Genomic DNA, 19,600 nt, shown 5'->3' with positions numbered 1-19,600 from the left:
GTGACCAGATATGGGCGATTTTTGGAGCGGCGTAGTCGATGTACTCGGATGGGTCGCCGGTAGCGATTGGCCGGACGGTTCCGAGACCGGCATGCGTGGCCTGGCCGATGATTGGCGCAATGCCGCCGAGGGTATCCGGGGTATCGAATCCGATATCTTGGCCGCGAAGAGCGCTGCCCTGGCTGCGTACCCGCACGGCGCCGCCCGTGACGAAATCGGCGGCGTGTTCCAGAAATTGCTCGACGGCACCGGCGCGACGAAAGAGCAAGAAAACCAAAATCTGAAAAAGATGGCGGAATTCTTCGACGGCATCGCCAAATCCTGTGATCAGGTCGGCGATGAAATCGAATACGCCAAATGGATGATGGCCTCGTCGCTGGGCCTGCTCGCCCTAGAAATCGCTGCGGCGTGGCTCTTTCCGCCCACCGCCCCGGCCGTGGAAGCCGGCGCGATCATCGCCACCAGGTTCGCTATCCGAATGATCGCGCAGCGGGTAATGGCCGCGATCACCAGAGCGCTCGGCAAGATGCTCACCTCCGCTTTCGCCAAGTGGTTCATGAAGCACGTCGCCATCGACCTGGCGCTCGGCACCATGCAGGACCTCGGCATCCAGCAGATGCAGGTCTGGCAGGGCCACCGCAAGGACGGCGTCAATTGGCAGCAGGTCGGCATGACCGCCCTGTCCTCCGGCCTCGGTGCGGCGGCAGCGGGCCCGGTCGGCGACAAGCTCGGCAACATGCTGAGCGGGAAGATGAAGCCCTTCTTCGCGGGCGCGATCACCGGCATGGCCGCCGGCACAGTGGGCGCCGTCGCCGGTGCGCTGCCGCAGTTCGCCCTCGATGTCTACAAGAACGGATGGGGCGCGGCGTTCGGCAACCTCGACCCTCGGATGTTCACCGCGGGCATCTCCAACGGTGCGATGTCGGGTGGCAACAAGGCGTTGGCGAACGGGTACTTCAGCTCGTCGCCGAAGTGGGGCGGCGGCGTGCGCGTCGATCCGGTCGGCGTGCCCCGCGTCGGCTCTCTCGGCACCCTCACCCCGACGGGCGTCGGAGCTGGGGCGAACTCGCCCGCGGTGCATCCTTCCGGTGCAAATGGGTTGGGCAACAACGGTTCTGGTGCACAGGCCGGCACGACGGGTGGCGGTACCGGGGCCGGTCGTACCGGCGACGGCACGGGCACCGGGGGGAGTAACAACAGCGGTAGAGCCGGTGACGGTTCCCGCAACACCAACAGCGGCACCGGCGACGGTTCGTCGTCGCGGACATCCACCGGTGACGGTTCGTCGTCGCGGACCTCGACGGGCGACGGTTCGTCGCATACTTCGACCGGTGACGGCTCGACGCAGACCTCGGGCGACGGATCGAACCGGACGAACCCGAGTAGCTCCGAAACCGGTGCGCAGCAACATGATCGGGGTGGATCGGAAAGCCGTTCTGCCGACGGCGGCCGCCACGAAGGCGGGTCGGAGAGCCGTGCCTCCGACGGTGGGCGCCACGAAGGCGGTTCGGAGAACCGGGCCGGGGCCGCGCCGGAGCAGACCGGCGGCGGTGACCAAAGCCGAAGCGGCGCAACGGATCAGGGCGGCAGCGCACAAGATCGTGGTACCGCGGGTGAGACCGGGAACGCCGGCGCGGGTGCCGATCGCAACGCGGGCCCGCAGCACACGGGCGTCGACTCCGCTGCGCCGATGCAGTCGGGACAAGCTGCGCCGCAACATAATCCGGTCACGACGGCCGATCCGGCGCGCACCGGCGGCGACGGATCGCAGCCGAGAGCCGGTGTGCCGGGTGAAGCGCGACCGCACACCGGTGCCGAGCCGGTACGCGGTAGCTCCGAACCGGTGCGCGGCGGCGAGCAGGCACGGACTCAGTCGGGCGGCGAGACCAGGGCGACCGATCCGCGGGCGGGTTCGCCGGAAGCGCGCCCCGGTGCCGAACGGCCACGCGTTGATTCGCGTGCCTCGGTCGCGGATCCGAATGCCCGTGCTGGAGCGCGTGATTCAACCCCCGGCATCCGTGCGGAATCGAGTGGGGAAGAGGCGCCGCGCGCGAAGCAGCGGGTCACCAGCGAAGCGGGCGGTAACGTCCAAGTTCGTTCGGACACAGGCGATTCCGCAGTTCGCCCACCGGCCGATACGACGCGCTCGGGCGAGGCGGCACCCCGAACGGGCGAGGCGGCACCGCGCTCGGGCGAAGCTCCCCGTTCCGTCGACACTTCGACTCGGCCCGAGACCGATGCGCCGCGTTCGGAGGACACTTCGACTCGCCCTGAGACCGATGCACCGCGTTCGGACGACACCGCGAATCGACCCGAGACCGACGCGCCGCGTTCGGATGATGCTGCGTCACAACCGAATCGGCCGCGCACCGGCGAGGAGCCACGGGCGGGCCGCGAGCCGGGGGAGACCGGTACGCCGCCGCGCGACGACAGCACGACGGCGCGCGACGACGCGGATTCGACCCAGCATCCCGATCGCGTGGACGGCCCCGACGACCGGCAACACGGCGCGGACGATCTGCTCTTGGTCCCGCCGCTCGTGGGTCCGGACAGCGCGAACACCCCGCACGGGCGGCAACCGACCGCCGACGCGCCCAACGACGGTTCGCCCCGACCCGACGGCGATACCGAACCCGGTGACGCGCCGCGACCGCGCGGGGACGACGACCTGCGCGGCAAGTGCGGTCTGCTCTCCGTGGTCGAGCTGATCCGCCGGTTCGGCGCCGAGAACTTCCGCCTGCCGAACCGTACGATCGGCCCGGACGGCATGACCGCGGGCGAACTGGTCGCGTCGGCGGGTGGTGCGCTGCGAGAGTTCCCGGGCGCGGATGCCATCGCGAACCGCCTGATGAGTCTCGGCGAGGGCGCGACCGCCCTGGTGGTCGACGTCTACAGCGGTCCATCGGACCGGCACGGCGTCGGCGCGCACGCCTATCTGATGGTGCACGAGAACGGCAAGATCACCATCCGCGACGCCACCCTGACCGGTGAAGAGGGCGGCGCGCCGGTCCGCGACGTCGACCGTTCCCTGGCGATTCTCTTCAAAGGTGATGGGACGCCGGTCGATCCGGTGCCTGCGCACATCCGCGACGAGCTCATGTCGCAGGGTGCGGACGAAGCCGACCCGGTGCGTATCGGTGCGCGACCCGACGCGAACCAGTTCTACCGGGGTGCCGACGGCAAATGGCACCACCCGGAGGACGCGGACAATACGTGGCGTGACGAGGGCACTTTCCGACTGCGCGACAACACGGGCTGGATCGATGATCATCTCAGCAAGCGCGGGTTCGCCTTCCTGGCCGACGAAGGACCCGCCAAGCCCTACAACGTGACCGACCCGGAACTACAGAAGCAATTGGACGACGCGTCCACCGAGCGGAAGAACCTGCAGACCCAGCGCGACGCGGTCGCCGACGATCTGGTCAAGAATCTCATTCCGGAGTTCTCGCAGTACGGGATCAAGGAGATCCCGCAGCTGAAGGCCAGCGAGCTCGATACGGTGATCAACCGGCTGACCGACAAGGTCATGGCGGACCCCGGGCTGACCGACGAAGCAAAGCTGGCAAAGCTCGAGAAGCTGAATGATCTGCAGAGTCAAGCCGAGAAGTACAACGAACTCGGCCCGAAGATGGTGAACGCCTCCAAGCTGCTCGGCGAGCTCGGTGCGAAGGCTTTCGGGCTCGATCCGGTATTGCACCCGGATGCGGTGATCATCAGTCCGTTCAAGGGCGCGCGGGACGGCGCGGACATGGTCGACTACGCGATCCTGGTGCCGGGCAACGACGGCTCGGACGGCAACCCGCCACGACCACCCAAGTTGGTTGTGATCGAGGCCAAGGGTGTCGGTTCCGGGCTCGGCGGTGCGAACACCGTGGACGGCAGGGCGCAGCAAGGCTCGCCGGAGTACCTGCGGCGCACGCTGGCCATCGACCACAACTTGAAGACCATCTTGTCCGAGACGCCGGAGCAGTTGCGCGCTCGTGGCATCGATGTCGATTCGTCTGAGGGACAAGCGCTTCTGCGTGCACGCGACGAGCTGCTGAAGGCGCACCACGACGGCACTCTGGACATCGAGTACCACAAGGCGCACGTCAATATCCACGGCAAGGTCAAGATCTCCGAGTTCGGCCTGGATCGCAACGGTGTGCCGGTGCGGATGGACAACATCGGTGAGGTCCAATCCGATCACACTCCGCCGCAACAGAGTTCGCCCGACGGCACGCCTCCGGCCGGACCGCATCCCCGCCTCGACAACGATCCGGCCAACCAGCTGGACGACCGCCGTGGCCGCTGCGGCGAGGACTCGCTGATCGACCTGCGCAACCGGCACGGCGACCATATCTGGTTGCCGGAGCGCACCATCGGCCCGGACGGCATGACCGCCAGGGAACTGGAGGCGCTGGCCGGCGGCGAGTTGCGTCCCGTCGATACGCACGAGCAGATCCGGCAGCAGCTCATCGCCCTGGGCGAGGGCTCCTCGGCCTTGGTCGTCGACACCTACGCGGGGCGCGACGAGCACGGTGTCGGCGCGCACGCCTACGAGCTGATCAACGTCGGCGGCGACAACATCATCGTTCGCGATATCGGTGCGGGACTGGACAATCACAGCTTCCCGCCGCGCACGACAGGGGAGGTGCGCAATATTCGCGCCATCCTCCTGGCCGGGCACGAGGGACGGCCGGAACATCCGATCAGTGACGCCGACCGCCGCCGGATTCTCGATCAGGAAGCGGGCGCGCACGATCCGGCCCGGGTCGGCCAGCCGTTCGACGGCAGGCAGCACAACGGCACCGGCAGCCCACGCCACGAGCTTTCCGACACCTCACCACCCGCCGATCTCGACGGGCCCGACACAGACGCTCCGCGCCGAGACACCGACCTGCCCGACGTCGAGATGATCGGCGAGCCCGGCCCCGGTGTGACGCCGGAGATGCTGGACGCCGTGCGCCGCTCCGTCGCCGAAACCGGCGAGCCCCTAGTGCTTTTCGGCAGCCGCCAAACCGGAATCTCGGAGAAGACCGGCGAACCGTTCCGCGCCGACAGCGATCTCGACCTTGCCGCGACCACCCCCGAAGGGCTGCTGCGGCTCGCCGGCCTGCACGAGGGCGAGAGCCCCATCCCGGGCGTCAAAGACGTAGCCGGAATCTTCTCCGAGGAAGTAGCCCGCGAAAAGGGCTACCTGGTCATCAAACCGGTAGCCGCCGACGCCCCCGAAACCCGCACCACCCCAACCAGAGAAGCCGCGCCCCCCGCCGACCGCGCCTCCGCGGACACCACCGACACCCGCCCCCGCCCCGCCGAGGAAACCCCCGAACCGGCCACCCGTCCCGCGGACGAAACAAACCACACCGACGACGGCGCGCATCGCGAGCCGGATGCCAATGCCGATGCGGGCCCGCTGCACGACGGACATCTATCCGACGAAACACGGCCGCTGCCTTCGTCGTTCATCGTGCCGGACAACGGCGCGCCGCTGCCGGGACCGGAAGTCGACAGTCATCCACTGGGGACGCTCGACGAGTCGACGGTGACGCGTGATGCGGGCACAGATCTCATCACCCACGTCGACGGCGTGCCGATCGATGACTACGTGCGCGCCCTCGGCGCGGAACGCGCGGACCTGTACCGGCAGGCCGCAGCGGACAAGGTGTTGGCGCGAAAGGCGCAGGGCGCGTGCATGTCCGTGGGCATCGACCGGGAGACCGGACGCGTCTACGAGGCCGCGAACGGCAAGCGCTCCGACATCATCGCCGACGCGGACGCACACCCGACGCTGAAAGAGAACCTCCGGCTCATGGAGGAAAACGGTCCGTACAGTCACGACGAAGACCCGAATGTGCCGAAGACGGAACCGCATCCGCACCCCGACGAGCCGTTCGGCCACGCCGAGGTCAAGGCCACCAACCAGATGTTGTGGGACCGCCGCAACGCCGGGCTGGCCGACGACCGCGCCGCGATGGCCGCACTGATCCACGCACCGCAGTTCCCGTTCGGTGGCCGGGCGGGTGACGCTCCGTTCTGCGCCAACTGCCACCACATGCTCGACGGTGCGGACAGCGCCACCGATCGGATGACCAAGTACCCGCCGTCGGACGCGGCCAAGCAGAGCGTGCTCGATCAGCAGCGCCGCGCCGCCGAGGAGGCGGGCGCGCCGAACCGGATGCCGGAAGCGCCACCTGTCGGCGATCCGCCCGGTCCGCCACGGGATGCGCGACCGCCGGATTCGTCGCGGCCCGAAGGGGAATCCTCGCCTGAGGTCAAACCCGCGGATTCGTCGACGCAGCCGCGGCCCCGGCCGGGCGGGGCGGATGATCCGGGGAAGATGGCGACCGCGTTGTCGCATGAGCGCGAGGTGGGCTCACGGCTGATGCCGCCTCGGCCGGACGCACCGGTCGACGGCGCCGAGGGCGGGCATCGACCCGGCGACGATGTGCCGCCGCAGCCGCACATCACCGACGAGTGGACGCCGTTGAGCGCGGCCGAGGTCGGCGCCAAGCTGGCCGAGGACACCGGACTCGTCGTCTACGGGTTCGACCGGCCGGGTGTCGATGCCGAGGTGGCGCGTGAAATCGCCAGGGGCATAGTCGATCTGCGCGGCAAGTACCCGAACATGGACCTGCGCACCATCGGTATCGGTGATTTCCGGGGCCGTTGCTTGGCGATGGTCTTGCCCGGGATCAACCCGGAAACCGGTCTGCGGCGGGCCGATTCGATCAAGTTCAGCTCGGACTTCGTCGGCAGCATGGACGCCTTCCGGCAGGAGGTGCAGCGTGGCCTGAACAACGGCCGGTTCGGCCCGAACATGATGGGCGACGGCCGGGCGGTGCTCGGCATCCTGACGCACGAATTCGGTCACGTGGTGGACATGCAGGGCCAGCGGGCCTCGCTACGGCCGATGAACCCGGCCGATCCGCATTCGCTGACGTACGCGGATCACGTACTGCAGGAGTACTACAAGCAGAAGGCGGCATCGGATCCGGCGTTCCCGGCCACCCCGCAGGGTTACGACCGGTGGTTGCGCCAGCTCAGCCCCTACAGCTTCGGCCAGGACGGCGTGTTCAATCCAGGCGAGGCGGTCGCCGACGCCTTCCTGGATGTCGAACTCAACGGCTCCCGGGCGAGCGAGCCCGCCCAGGTCCTGCACCGAATGCTGATGGACTTGGCGGCGCTGGGCGCCGACGCGCTGCCGCCGCGCCTGCCACGGCCGGATGCAAACGGCGTACCCCGTGTCGCGGCGCCCGCCGATCCTGCTGCACCACAACGGGTTCCGAATCCCGAAGGCGCACCGCGGCCGGCGAACGAGCCGCCGATGCGGGCGGGCGACGACGCCGAGACGACGCCCGCGCGGGACGAGGGCAGGCATGAGAGTCTCGCGGATTGGTCGGCACGGATGCGCGCCGAACAAGCGGAGTGGACGGCGCGGATGGCCGCCGAGCACGCGGCGGCGATGCGGCAGATCGCCGATACCGGACCTGCTGACTGGGCGTCGCAGATGCGCGCCGACCACGCCGAATGGCAGGCGCGCATGGCCGCGCTGCGAGCCGAGTTCTCCCGCGATATCGCCGACGGCGTGCTGCCGCGGGTCGCCGCCGAGGCCCCGCCGGAGCCGGCCGGTCGACATCGCGCCGAGGATCCCGAAAACCGGAGCCGCACAGGCGAGTCCGAAGGTGAGCCGCCGCACCCGGGCGACAAGAAGGTCTGGCCGCTCGGCGAGTCGGCGGCCGAACCGGAAGCCGCGGGTGCCGGTGGCGGTAAGAAGCCGCCGGAAACTTCACCGCGCGTAAGTGATCCGGGCGACGAGGACGCGAACAACGGCGACCGGCAGAACCCGGAAAAGCCGGCGGCGCGCGAGCCGGAGCAGACGCCGACGCCCGAGGAGCCCGCACCGACACCGGAGCGGCCCGCGCCGACACCCGAGCAGCCGACCCCGACACCGGAGGAAGTGTTCGCCCAGCGGCAGCAGGAACTCGAGGCCGCGCGCGACCGTGCTCTCGCGGAGCGCGCAGATGCGCTGCGGCAGCGCACCGAACTCGCGATGCGTTTGCGGGTCGACTCCGATGTCGACGCGCCCGGCCTGCGGCCCGAGAACCTGTCCGACACGATCGATGAGATCCTCGGGCGCACCACGGAATTGCGCGAACAGGCGGTGGTCGCGGAGCGAGTCCGGGATCTGGAACACCAGGTGAGCCGGATCGCCGACGCGGACGCCGAAATCGCCCGGATCGACCGGGATCTGGCGTTGCTCGCCGCGGAACGTGAGGCGGCGGCGCGCAACGAGACCCCCGAGGGCGAATACGACCGCCTGCTCGACCAGCGGCGGCAGCTGTTCCAGGATCGCGAAGCGGCACGGGCCATCCGGGATGAACTGGCGGTGCGGCACGGTATTTCCGATCTCGACGGCGACGCGTTCGAGCGCCGGGTGCTCGACCTGTACGACGAGTCGCAGGGCCGCAAGGTGCACGTGCGCGGCGGGTTGGACAGCATGGAGCGGATCGTGCGCGAGCCGCTGTCCGGGCCCGAAGCGGTGGCGCGGCAACGGGAGATCCGCGAACTCGCGGAGGCGCTCGCCGAGTTCAACCGGCTCGATCAGGCGATCGAACAGATCGACGCGCGAATGGCCCAGTTGCGGGAAGACGGCGTCGGTCTCGATCGGCCGCCCACCGAAGACCTTGCCCCCGAATTGGATCGGCTGGCGGGTGAGCGCACCGAGCTACTCCGCGACACCAGGGTGCAGCGCATGATGGTCACCGACCTGGCGCGCGCGTTGCAGATCGACGAGGGCAGCTTGCTGGAGAATCCGCAGCGGCTGGCCGAGGAGATGGAACACCAGCGTTCGCGGACGATGCGGGTCGACGAAATGGCCGACCGCCTCGCGATGCTCGATCTGCTGGAGTCCGCGGCCGCGGATGTGCTCGCGGCCGACAACGCCATCGGCAGGCTCGAAGACGAGATGACCCGCGCCACCGGGTTGTGGCGTGACCTCATCACCGCGCAGGGCGGGCACATGGTGACCGACCGTGTCGGCATCATCTACGGTGAGCGCCCGCGAATCATCGTGTTCGGTCCGCGGGCCGAACACGAGAACCCGCACCGCGCATTCGATGATGCGCTGCGCGACGCGTTGAACCGCAGTCCCGCTGCCGCGCAAGCGATGCTGCGGCATCCGCGCGTCGAATACCACCAGATCGTCACCGATCGGGCAGGCGGGTGGCGCGATGTCGGTATGCCCGGCCCCCGGCTCGAGCGCACCGAAACCGGTTGGATCAACGGGGATCCCGGCATGTTGGTGGTCCGCTGGCAAGACGGTGACGGGCAGTGGCATCCGGTCAATCCGGCCAGGCCCGAATGGCGCACCAACCGTGAGGACGGCACGCCGGATCACTGGGAGGAGCCCAACCCCGACTGGTGGGCCGGTCTGGCCGACTTCATCAACGATCTGGCAACGCCTTTCGCCGATATCCCGCCCGGGCATATCGCGAAGAACATGCTGCCGATGAATCCGATGAGCGCGCCGGTGCTCTACGACGGCCTGGGTGTCGACCCGGATTCGATCGAGACTATCCACCTCGGCGGGGATGTCTATGCCATCCAACGGAATCTGCGCACCCTGTTCGCCGCCATCGACCATCCGATGGTCCGGGACTGGATCCATCGTCACCCGGAAATCGGCGACTGGGTCAAGGCGCGGCCGTGGTTGCAGAAGATGCCGATCTTCGGCACCGTGTGGTCGTCGTTCGACTGGTACAAGCCGCCGGAGTCCAATATCCAGCCGATGTACCGGCGGTGGGAGCCCTCGGAGCATGCACCGCTCGGTCACCGGGTCGAGATTCCGGAGTGGCTGCAGCGCTCGATCGACGCCGATGTCGCGCGCTGGCGCGAGGTGCAGCAGTGGGCCGACCGCGAATACGAGCGATTCCGCGCCGACGACCAGCTGGCCGATCGGATGGCCGGGCCGCTGGCCGACTACCGCCAGCAGCAGCGGGTTGCCGGTGCGCAGGACGTGCTGAAGCACATCCGCGAGGAACTGGTGGATCCGCATCGCGGTGTCGACCTGAGCCGCCCGGATGTCGACAAGCAGTTGCAACTGATCAACGAGCAGATCGATCGGCTCGCGAACAAGTTCGCCAACCACTTCGACACCGACAACCGGGTCGAGATCCGCGACCAGATCGCCGATATTCGCCAGCAGCTGTTGGACATTCGGAACCAGCGCCCGATCACCGATGCCGACATCGCGCGCCTCGTCACGGAACTGACCCCGGCGATGCGCCCGCTGACCCCGGAAATCGAACGGCAGAACCCGGCCCTGAAACCGCCGGATCTGGACTTCGACCACGTCCCGCCCCGGCTCGATTTCCCGGAGTTCAGCACCGCGCAGCTGCGGCAGATCCTCGACCATCTGCTCTTCGACGAGCACCTGGCCAGCGACCACGCCGATCCGAGCGGCCGGCCGGTACTGCGGCGGATGGATCAGCTGGCCGATGTCGCCGAGGCCATCAATCGGATCGTCGAAGGCGAACCGCTGCCCGCGGATATCGTGCTGCTGCTCGACGCGCTCGCCGAGTCCAACTACCTGCGTGACCCGGCGAACGCGGGCAAGACCTGGCATCACGCGAACGCGCACGCCGTCGCCGAGGGCTATCACTGGGACGCGAATCGTCCCCCGCTGACCGGAGAGCGGGCCGGCATCCCGTATGCGCCCGAGCCGCTCAACCCGCCGGAACCGTTCCTGCCCCGCGATCGCTACGAACTCCAGCTCGCCAAGGCTCGAGTTGCCTGGGAAGCGCGCACCGACGCCTTGCTCGAGGCGGCCAGAGCGGCGGGCGTCGACGCGGACGTGGTGTTTGCGGAGGATCCTGCGCCCCGGCTGGCGGAGCTGCGCGCGGAGCAGCCGGACGAGGCTGGGCGACAGCGCATCGACGATCTGAGCAGGGCACTGCAAGAGTTCGACGCTGCCGCCGCTGAGGTGACACGGTTGGAAGACCGCCTCGAGCAGCACGACGCCGACCGCGCGCTGCCGCGGACTCAGCGCATGGAACTGCTTGCCGGGGAACCGGATTCGCCCGTACGGCCGGAACCGGTGGAATCGCCCGAAGCGGTCGCCGAACGGCAGCGGGCCGCCGAACTGGAAACGCAGCGCCGCCAAGCCGAGATCGATCGGCTGGAGCAGGCCAAGGCCGATGCGTTGCGGGCTCGGGACGAGGCAGAGCAGCAGTTGCAGCAGGCGCGGGATCAGGCCGAGGCGGAGGCCGCGTTCGAGCGGCAGCGGTTCGCCGAACGCGATGCGGCGGAGCTGGATCGACAACTCACACAACAGCTTCGGGATAACGCACTGGCCGATGTCGATGCCCGTCCGTTGCCGGGTCTACCGCAGGTCGGTGTGACCGATGGGGATCCGCGTCGCGTGGTCGTGGTGGTGCGCGGGGAGTCGGATCCGACCACGTTGCTCGACCGGGCGGTCGCAGCGCATCCGGACCTCGGTGACCTTGTCGGACCGAACCGTGATAATGCCATCGTCTTCCGGCTCACCCCCGGCGAAGACGGGCGCACGCAGGTCCGTCGAGAAGATCCGCCGGATGCGCCGCCGCTGCACGCCGTGCGGCCGGAGCCCGACGCGCCCAGCGATGGCGGTGCCGCGAAGCGTTTGCCGGTCGCGGAGACGCCGCAGCAGCACCCGGAGATCGATCGGCTGGAGCAGGCCAAGGCCGACGCGCTGCGCGCCCGCGACGACGCCGAGCAGCAGTTGCAGCAGGCGCGCGATCAGGCCGAGGCCGAAGGCGCGTTCGAGCGGAAGGGTGATGCCGAACGGACCGCTGCCGAGCTGGATCGGCAACTCACGCAACAGCTTCGGGACGATGTGCTGGCTCAGGTCGGTGCTCGTCCGCTCACGGATCTGCCGCAGGTCGGTGTGATCGATGGTGACCCGCGCCAGGTGGTGGTCGTGCTGCGCGGCGAGTCGGCGCAACCCGCGACGCTGATCGATCGGGCGGTCGCGCAGCATCCGGACCTCGCCGACGTCGTCGGCCCGAACCGGGACAACGTAGTGCTTTTCCGTCTCGTCGTCGGTGAAGACGGCCGCACCCAGGTGCACCGCGTCGATCCGCCGGATGCTTCGGCCCTGCCCATCTCCCGCCCGGAACCCCACTCCACGAGCGATGGCGGCGGTGCCAAGCAACCTCCGACCACCGAAACCCCGCAGTCCCGCGGAACTCCGCAGCAGGGCGAGCACACACCTGGCGAGGCGCCGCAGTCGCGGCAGACTCCGCAGCCCGGCGAAACGCCCCAGCAGGGCGCGGTTCCGCCGGTCCGCGAGACCCCGGTGGTCGGCGAAGCGCCGCAGTCGCGCGAGACACCGCCGGGAGGCGTGACGCCGCAGTCGGGGCAAGCGCCGCTGCCAGGTGCGGTCGCGCCTGGCGAGGTCGCGCGTCCGGGGCGGGGTCAGGCTCCGCAGACCGGCGAAGGCACCGCGAGCGAGGCACCGCAGTCGCGCAAGGCCCAGCAGCCGGGTGAGCCGTCGCGTCCGCAGGCCGGTCCGGTGTCGCCGGTGCACGAAGCTCCGTCGGTCCCTGAACCCGCACAGGCGGGTGGGGGAGAGCAGGTGCGTCAGGCACCCGCCGGTACTGCGCCGCGGTCGAGTGCGGACCCGCAAGCCCGACCGGCGCCGGAAAACCAGACCGGTCCGCATGCGGGGCCGGTGGCGGGTGCCGATGTGCCGCAGCGTGGTCCTGGTGAGAATGTCGGACAGGGTGAAACCGGCGCACCCGCAGGTGATCCGGTGGTTCCGGCCGGAGGGAATCGTCCGCAGACCGGCGCGCCGCAAGGGCAGTGGTCGACGGTCGGTGCGCCGCGAGCGTACGAACCCACCACCCGCACACCGGAATTCGAAAGCCTTGTCACGCGAATTGCCGATGAGGCGGCCCGCGGTGCGCAATTGCTCGATGGCGCGCGGGCGGCACTGCGCGGGCTCGGCGTCGACCCCGACGGCCTGACTCCCCGGCAGATGGAGGAGCGGGCGCGGGAAGTCGCGGACACCGCCGACGCCCGGATCACCGAGCTGAACAACCGCACCGGCATCCGGCCCGATGAGATGGTGCAGTACTTCGACGATCGCAATGCCGCGCAACAGCGGTATGCCGAGGTCACCCGGTTGATGGGCACGCTGGCGCAGAGCCTCGGCCAGTATCACGAGTCGGTGCGGACCAAGAGCGACCTGTGCGCCGAAGCGGGCGCGGTGATCGCGCGTGACGTGCTCGCCACGGAGGGGCAACCGCTGCGGAATGCGGACGGCGTCGCAGTACTCCCTGGCGATCCGCAGCGTATCCTCGTGGTCTCGCCGTTCCGCGCGCCCGAGCACATCCTCGGCGACCAACTGCGTGATTCCTTGGCGCAGCAGCACATCGACGTGGTCTACCGGCAAGTTCAGGTGGATGACGCAGGCCGTGTGACCATCGTGGATCTACTGCCACCGAGCGGTGCGGCCCCGGTGGGTGAGCCGATTACGCCCGGCCCGCGGCCGACACCCGGCGAGGGTGGCGCACCGGTACGTCCGGGACAGTCGAACGAAGACCCCGGTTCGCGCAAACCGGCTGAACCGGGCGAAGGTTCACGTCCGGGCGAGCCGAAAACCGCAGTGCTGCAGGAACCGATCGCACCATCGACGGCGGAGGGCGCGGGCGGCGGGAAGAAGCCGCCGCAACCGCCGGCGACACCGCCGGTCGGTGATCCGGGCGACGGGCCCGAGGGTGGCCCGAACCGCCCGCCGCAGGGCGACTCCCCCCGTGACCCGAACCAATCCGACACGGGCGCAGCGGATCTCGCCCGCGCGGTGGCTCGGGTCGAGGACGCGCCGACCTCGGGCGAGGAGATCCGCGTAGAGATCCTCAGCGAGGGTGCGCTGCAGATGGCCGAACGGGTCGAGCTGATCACCCTCGCCGACGGCACGCAGCTGATCCGCAAGACGCTGAGCAATCCGATCCACGCCGACGCGGAAGTGCTTGCGGCGCTGGTCGGCCGGGCGGTCGGGGCGAACGTGCCGCACATCATCCGGGTCAGCGACAACATGATCTTCATGCAGTTCATGCCGGGCGACTGGCCGAGCAGCCTGCATCCGGGAGCCTGGAGCCCGCAGCAGACCGGGCTCACCGACACTCCCGCCGGTGTGCGTATGGGCCTGTTGGACGTGCTGATCCGGATGCCGGACCGCGGCATGACGAACTGGCTGGCCACCCGGGACGGTCAGATCAGCGGCATCGACCACAGCCTCGCGTTCGTCGGTGGCCGGCGTGGTGATGCCGAAACCACCAGTGGGTTCGCCTACCACTTCTTCGATCGCGGCGCCGATGGCACGATCCACTGGCGCCGGCACGAGGTCGGTGCGGCCGAGCTCGCCGAGATCCGCCGCCGGATCGAGGCGATGGAGCCGGAGTTCGCCGCGCACCCCGAGTGGTATCAATCCGTGCTCGATCGGTTGACGATTCTCGAGCAGAACGCGCGGCCGGACGACGGCCCGATGCCGCCCGAAGATCCGTCGAGCGGACCGGGCGAGCCGGGTGGTGCGGGTCCGCGGCAGCCGGGCGCACCGCAGCGTCCGGGTGCTCCCGAACAGCCGGTCAGCTCCGAAAATGAAAGCGGCACAACGAGGCCGAAGGGTGCTGCCGAACCTGAAGGCGGGCCGACCCCACCTGATCCCGATCCGGCACCGACGCCGGAGGTGGATCCCGCCGAGCGTCGCGCCGAGCTGGTCGAGTCGCGTGACCAGGTGATCGCCGACCGCGACAGCGCGGTGCGCCGGCGCGACGAGCTCGCCACGCTGCTCGGTGTCGATCCGTCCGACGACTGGGCGGCCCTGCGTCCGGGCGACGCCCTTGCCGACACGCTGCGCGAACTGAACCACCACCGCATCGAGGGTCAGGAGCGGCTGCCGCACGACGTGCTCCGAGTGAAAGAGCTGGAGCGGCTGTGCAATCGGATCGCGACCGACGAGGAAACGCTCGCGCGGTTGACCACCGAGCTGGCCCGGCTGGACGCCGAGTACGCGCCGCTGGAAACCCGTGAGGCCGAATACGACCGGCTGCTCGAGGAACGGGCAGACCGCGCTCGGGAACGGGAAACCGCCCGTGCCGCAAGGGATGACCTCGCGCGGCGTCTCGATGTGCCGGAGCTGAGCGGTGACGCGTTCGACCGGCGGGTGCTCGACCTCTACCAGGAGGCGCGCACCCGAACGGTGCGGGTGCCCGGCAACCTCGACAGCCCCGGCCGGGTGGTGCACGAGCCGGTGGCGGGGCCGGAGCGGGAACTGCGCGAACAAGCCATCCGCAGCCTGCAGCAGTCGGTCCGGGAGTTCAACCGGCTCGACCAGCTCGTCACGGGTATCGATGCCAGGCTCAACGAACTGCAGCGGCAGGGTGTGGATCGGGACCGTCCGCTTTCCGATGACGTTGTCGCCGAACTGGATCAGCTGGCGGGCAGGCAGGCCGCCATTTTCCAGGAGAGCAGGCGCCCACGCGCGGTGCTGGAGGATCTGGCGGAGCGGTTGAGCATTCCGCTGACCGACCTGGGCCCGGAGCCGCAGCGACTGGCCGACACGATCGATCATCACCTGCGCACCGACGACGGTACCGACCCCGATCGGCCCGCGATGCTCGACGTGCTCGCCACCGCCGCCGCGGATGTGATCAGGGCCGACAACGCGATGACCCGGTTGCAGGACCAGATGACCGCGCTCACCGAGCGCTGGCACGAGGTCGCGGGCTGGCGCGATGCGCTCACGGCCGAGGGCGGGCGGATGGTGACCGACCAGGTCGGCTACTTCGGCGGTGATCGGCCGCGCATCGTGGTCTTCGGACCCGTTTCGACCTCGGACAAGCCGCGGGCCGGGCACGATGCCGCACTCGAGCACGCCATCCGGACGAATTCCGATGTGGCGCAGGGCATGATGCGGTCGCCGCAGATCGAATACCGGCACACCGCACCCGGCCGGGAAACGGTGGTCGCACGCGGGCCCGAGGTGGAACGCCTCGAGACGGGCTGGATCAACGGTGATCCGGGCCTGTTGATGGTTCGCTGGCGCGACAGCGACGACGTCTGGCATCCGGTGAACCCGAGCAGGCCGGACTGGAAGACCAACCGCGACGCCGAGACGCCGGATGCCTACGACCCGGGTGATCCGGACTGGTGGGCCGGTCTCGCCGACTACATCAATGATCTGGCAACACCTTTCGCCGATATCCCGCCCGGGCATATCGCGAAGAACATGCTGCCGATGAACCCGATGAACGTGCCGGTGAAGTACTTCCAGGACGGTGTGCCGGACGATGCTCTGGTCAACGTGCACATCGGCTCGGATTTCTATGCCATTCAACGGGATATCCGTACGCTGCTCGCGGCGATCGATCACCCGAAGGTCAAGGCGTGGATCCAGCGTCATCCGGAGATCGGGGAGTGGGTCAAGGCGCGGCCGTGGCTGCAGAAGCTGCCGCCGTTCGGGACGGTCTGGTCCGGATTCGATTGGCACAAACCGCCGGAGACCAATATTCAGCCGATGTACCGGAGCTGGGAGGCGAGCGAACACACCAGCTATGACCACGTCGAGATCCCTGAGTGGTTGCAGCGCCAGTTCGATCACGAGGTGGCCGAGTGGCAGAAGGTCCAGGACTGGGCCGACCGTGAATACGAGAAGTTCCGTGCCGACGATCAGCTGGCCGACAAGATCGCCGACCAGCTGGCGCAGTACGGAAAAGACCAGCAGGAGGCCGCCGCTCGCGCGCTGATCGACCTGGTGCGTAAGCAACTGGTGGACGGGCACCGCGGCATCGACCCCACCCGGCCCGATGTCGCCGAACAGCTGGAGCGGATCGACAAACAGATCGACGAGCTGGCTGCGCGCACGGACACCCTGTTCGACGGCAATGACCGAGACCTGGTGCGCGACACCATCGCCGATATCCGCAACGCGCTGCTCGACGAGCGGAGCAACAACGGCAGGATCAGCGACGAGCGGATCAACGAAATCGTCGCGGAGCTGGTGCCGAACATGTGGCACGACGCCACCGCCGAGGGCGCACTGCCGCCGCCACGGTTCAGCAAAGAGCAGATCCAGCAGGTGCTCAACCATCTGCTGACCGACGAGCACCTGGTCACCGACTACACCGATCCCAACGGGCGGGTGGTGCCGAAGCGGATGGACCAGCTCGCCGATGTCGCCGAGGCCATCAACCGTCTCGTCGCGGGCAAAGCGATGAAACAGGACATCGTGCTGCTGTACGACGCGCTGGCCGAATCGGAGTTCCTGCGGGACCCGGAGAATCACGACAAGACCTGGCACGACGCGAACACGCACGCGGTCGGCCTCGGCTTCCACTGGGATGCGGATCGGCCGCCGTTGACGGGCGAGCGCGCGGGCGTTCCGTACGCGGTCGGTCCCTTGCCGGAGCCGCCGCCGTTCCTGCCGCGCGACCGCTACCAGCTCGAACTGGACAGGGCACGTGCGGCATTGGACACGCGTATCGATGCGCTGCTGGAGCTGGAGCAGAGCCTCGGTCTGGACCCGGAGTGGATGTTCGGTTCCGACCGGCCGGTCGAGGCGTTGCTGGCCGACCTGCGGGCAGCGCAGAGCGATGCCGAAGGTGAACGGCGAGTTGATGATCTGGCGCAGGCCTGTCGCGACTTCGACGCCGCCACCGAGGTGGTGCGGGTGCTCGAAGAGAACATCGCGCGCCATGACAGCGAACTCGCGAAGGCCCGCGAGCTGGTGCGCAGCGGCCGGCCGGAACTGCCTGAGGTCGAAGCTGATTCGGCCGAGCATCAGCCGGATGGTGATCGCGGGCCCGACTCCGCCGCGCAACGCGAGACCGAACGCCTTTTGGTGGAAGACCGCCGCGAGGGTCTGGAGCAGGAACTGACCCGGGCGCAGGAGGCCCTGGAACGGGCCGAGGCAGCGCGCGCGGCGGCCGCCGAGGCACTGCGCGTATCGATCGAGCCGAACCAGCTCGGCTCCGAGAGCGAGATCGTCGCGCGTGGCGACGAATTGCGCGCCCGGACATTGGATGTCACCGAACAGCAAGCTCGGTTGGACAAGGTCGCCGAACTGGAGCGGGCCGCCCGTGACTATCTGGCGGCCGAGCTGGAAGTGGCGCGGATCGAGGAAGACTTGGCGCGCGCCGAGTCTCGGGCGGCGGCACTGGCCGCCCCGGAGACGGGTGCGCCGGACCGTCCGCGATCGGAGCCGGAGCACGAAAACCAGGAAGGGGCCGTTGATTACACCGCTCCGGTGCGCCCTGGTTCGGAGGATGGCGTGCTGGAAGGCGCCGATCGTCCTGAGCAGCAGAGCGATTCGGACTCGGGTCGGGACCGTGACGGTGCCGGAAACAGCACGGATCGGGATCGGGCGACCGACGACGATGACGGCGACGACGGTGATCGGACGCGTACGGCGGAGGGCGAGTTGACGCCGCCGGTGTTCCGTTCGCACATCCCGCATCCGCCGCACGAATTCGAGCTCGAGTTCCCGCCGCACGCGATGGCTCCGCCGCCGCCCAAGGCGCCGATGCCGGAGCTGCCGGAACCCGAAAAGCCGCCGGTGCCACCCGTTCCGCCGGTGCCGCCGCAGCCGCCGGTCTCGCCGCGGCCGACCAGTCCGACCGATCGTCCGGTGGGACGGCCGACCGGATCGCCGACGCCGACCACGCCGCGGCCGACGACGCCACCCACCACGCCGCCGCCGACGACGCCACCGCCCACCACGCCGCCGCCGACGACTCCGCCGACGACGACGCCACCCACTACACCGCCGACGCCGCCGCCGACGACGCCACCCACTACACCGCCGACGACGACGCCGCCGCCCACCCCGACGTTGCCGCCGGATCCGACGCCATCGCCGGATCCGACGGGCTCACCGGACCCGACAGGTTCACCTGGCGGGTCGGGATCGCCGCGTCCGCCGCTGACGCCGTACCCGAGCGACGTGGCCAAGCCCGGCTACCCGGGGCAGAACGGCAACCAGGGCCACAACGGCAACCAGGGCCACAACGGCATCCCGAACCAGCACGGGCTCCCGCCGAACCCGCTGCTGTCCGGCGGACCGCAACAGCCGTTTGTCCCGCCGATGATGCCGCCGCCGATGGTGCCGCCCATGGCCGGGGCCGCGGCCGGTGGCGGCGCGGGCGGGCGTGATGATCGGCGTCGCCGCTGGCACGACGAGAACGGCTCGGGCAGTTCGGAAGTCATCCTGCAGGCGCTCGACGGCGGCCGGCTCGCGACCTTCGACCCGGTCACCGGCACGTTGCGCGCCGCAACCATCGCCACCGGACAGGTGGGCGGCGTGCTCGGCTACTTCGGGGAGACCCTCGCCGTGTTCTACCGCAAGGACGGCAGGCTGACGCTGCGGCTCGGCGCGAACGAGTTCGACCTGGATTCGCCCGCGGTCGGCGTCGGCTGGGAACAGCGGGGTCCGCGACAGGCCCGGTTCCAGGTGCACGTCGACGGCCATACCGTCACCGATTTTCCGTATCCGCTCACCGGCCTCGGCACCGACCTCGGGCTGCTGGTCCGGGATGTGCTGGCCGATCCGCGGCGCTGTGCCACGATCTTCAACTGAGGA

The 19,600-nt window shown here is 69.3% G+C and carries 1 protein-coding gene; it reads left to right on the top strand.

Annotation, left to right across the window (positions count from 1 at the left end):
- The first annotated feature begins 10 nt into the window (after positions 1-10).
- A complete protein-coding gene (locus TY25_RS38700) occupies positions 11-19,597 on the top strand; it encodes a WXG100-like domain-containing protein (protein ID WP_042265045.1) in 19,587 nt (6,528 codons plus the stop codon).
- Positions 19,598-19,600 lie beyond the last annotated feature (3 nt).

The sequence above is a fragment of the Nocardia brasiliensis NBRC 14402 genome, from assembly GCF_000308475.2.
In the GTDB taxonomy this organism is placed as follows: Bacteria; Actinomycetota; Actinomycetes; order Mycobacteriales; family Mycobacteriaceae; genus Nocardia; species Nocardia brasiliensis.
The sequence above is the reverse complement of the archived record's forward strand: the minus strand, read 5'-3'. Positions and strand labels throughout refer to the sequence as shown.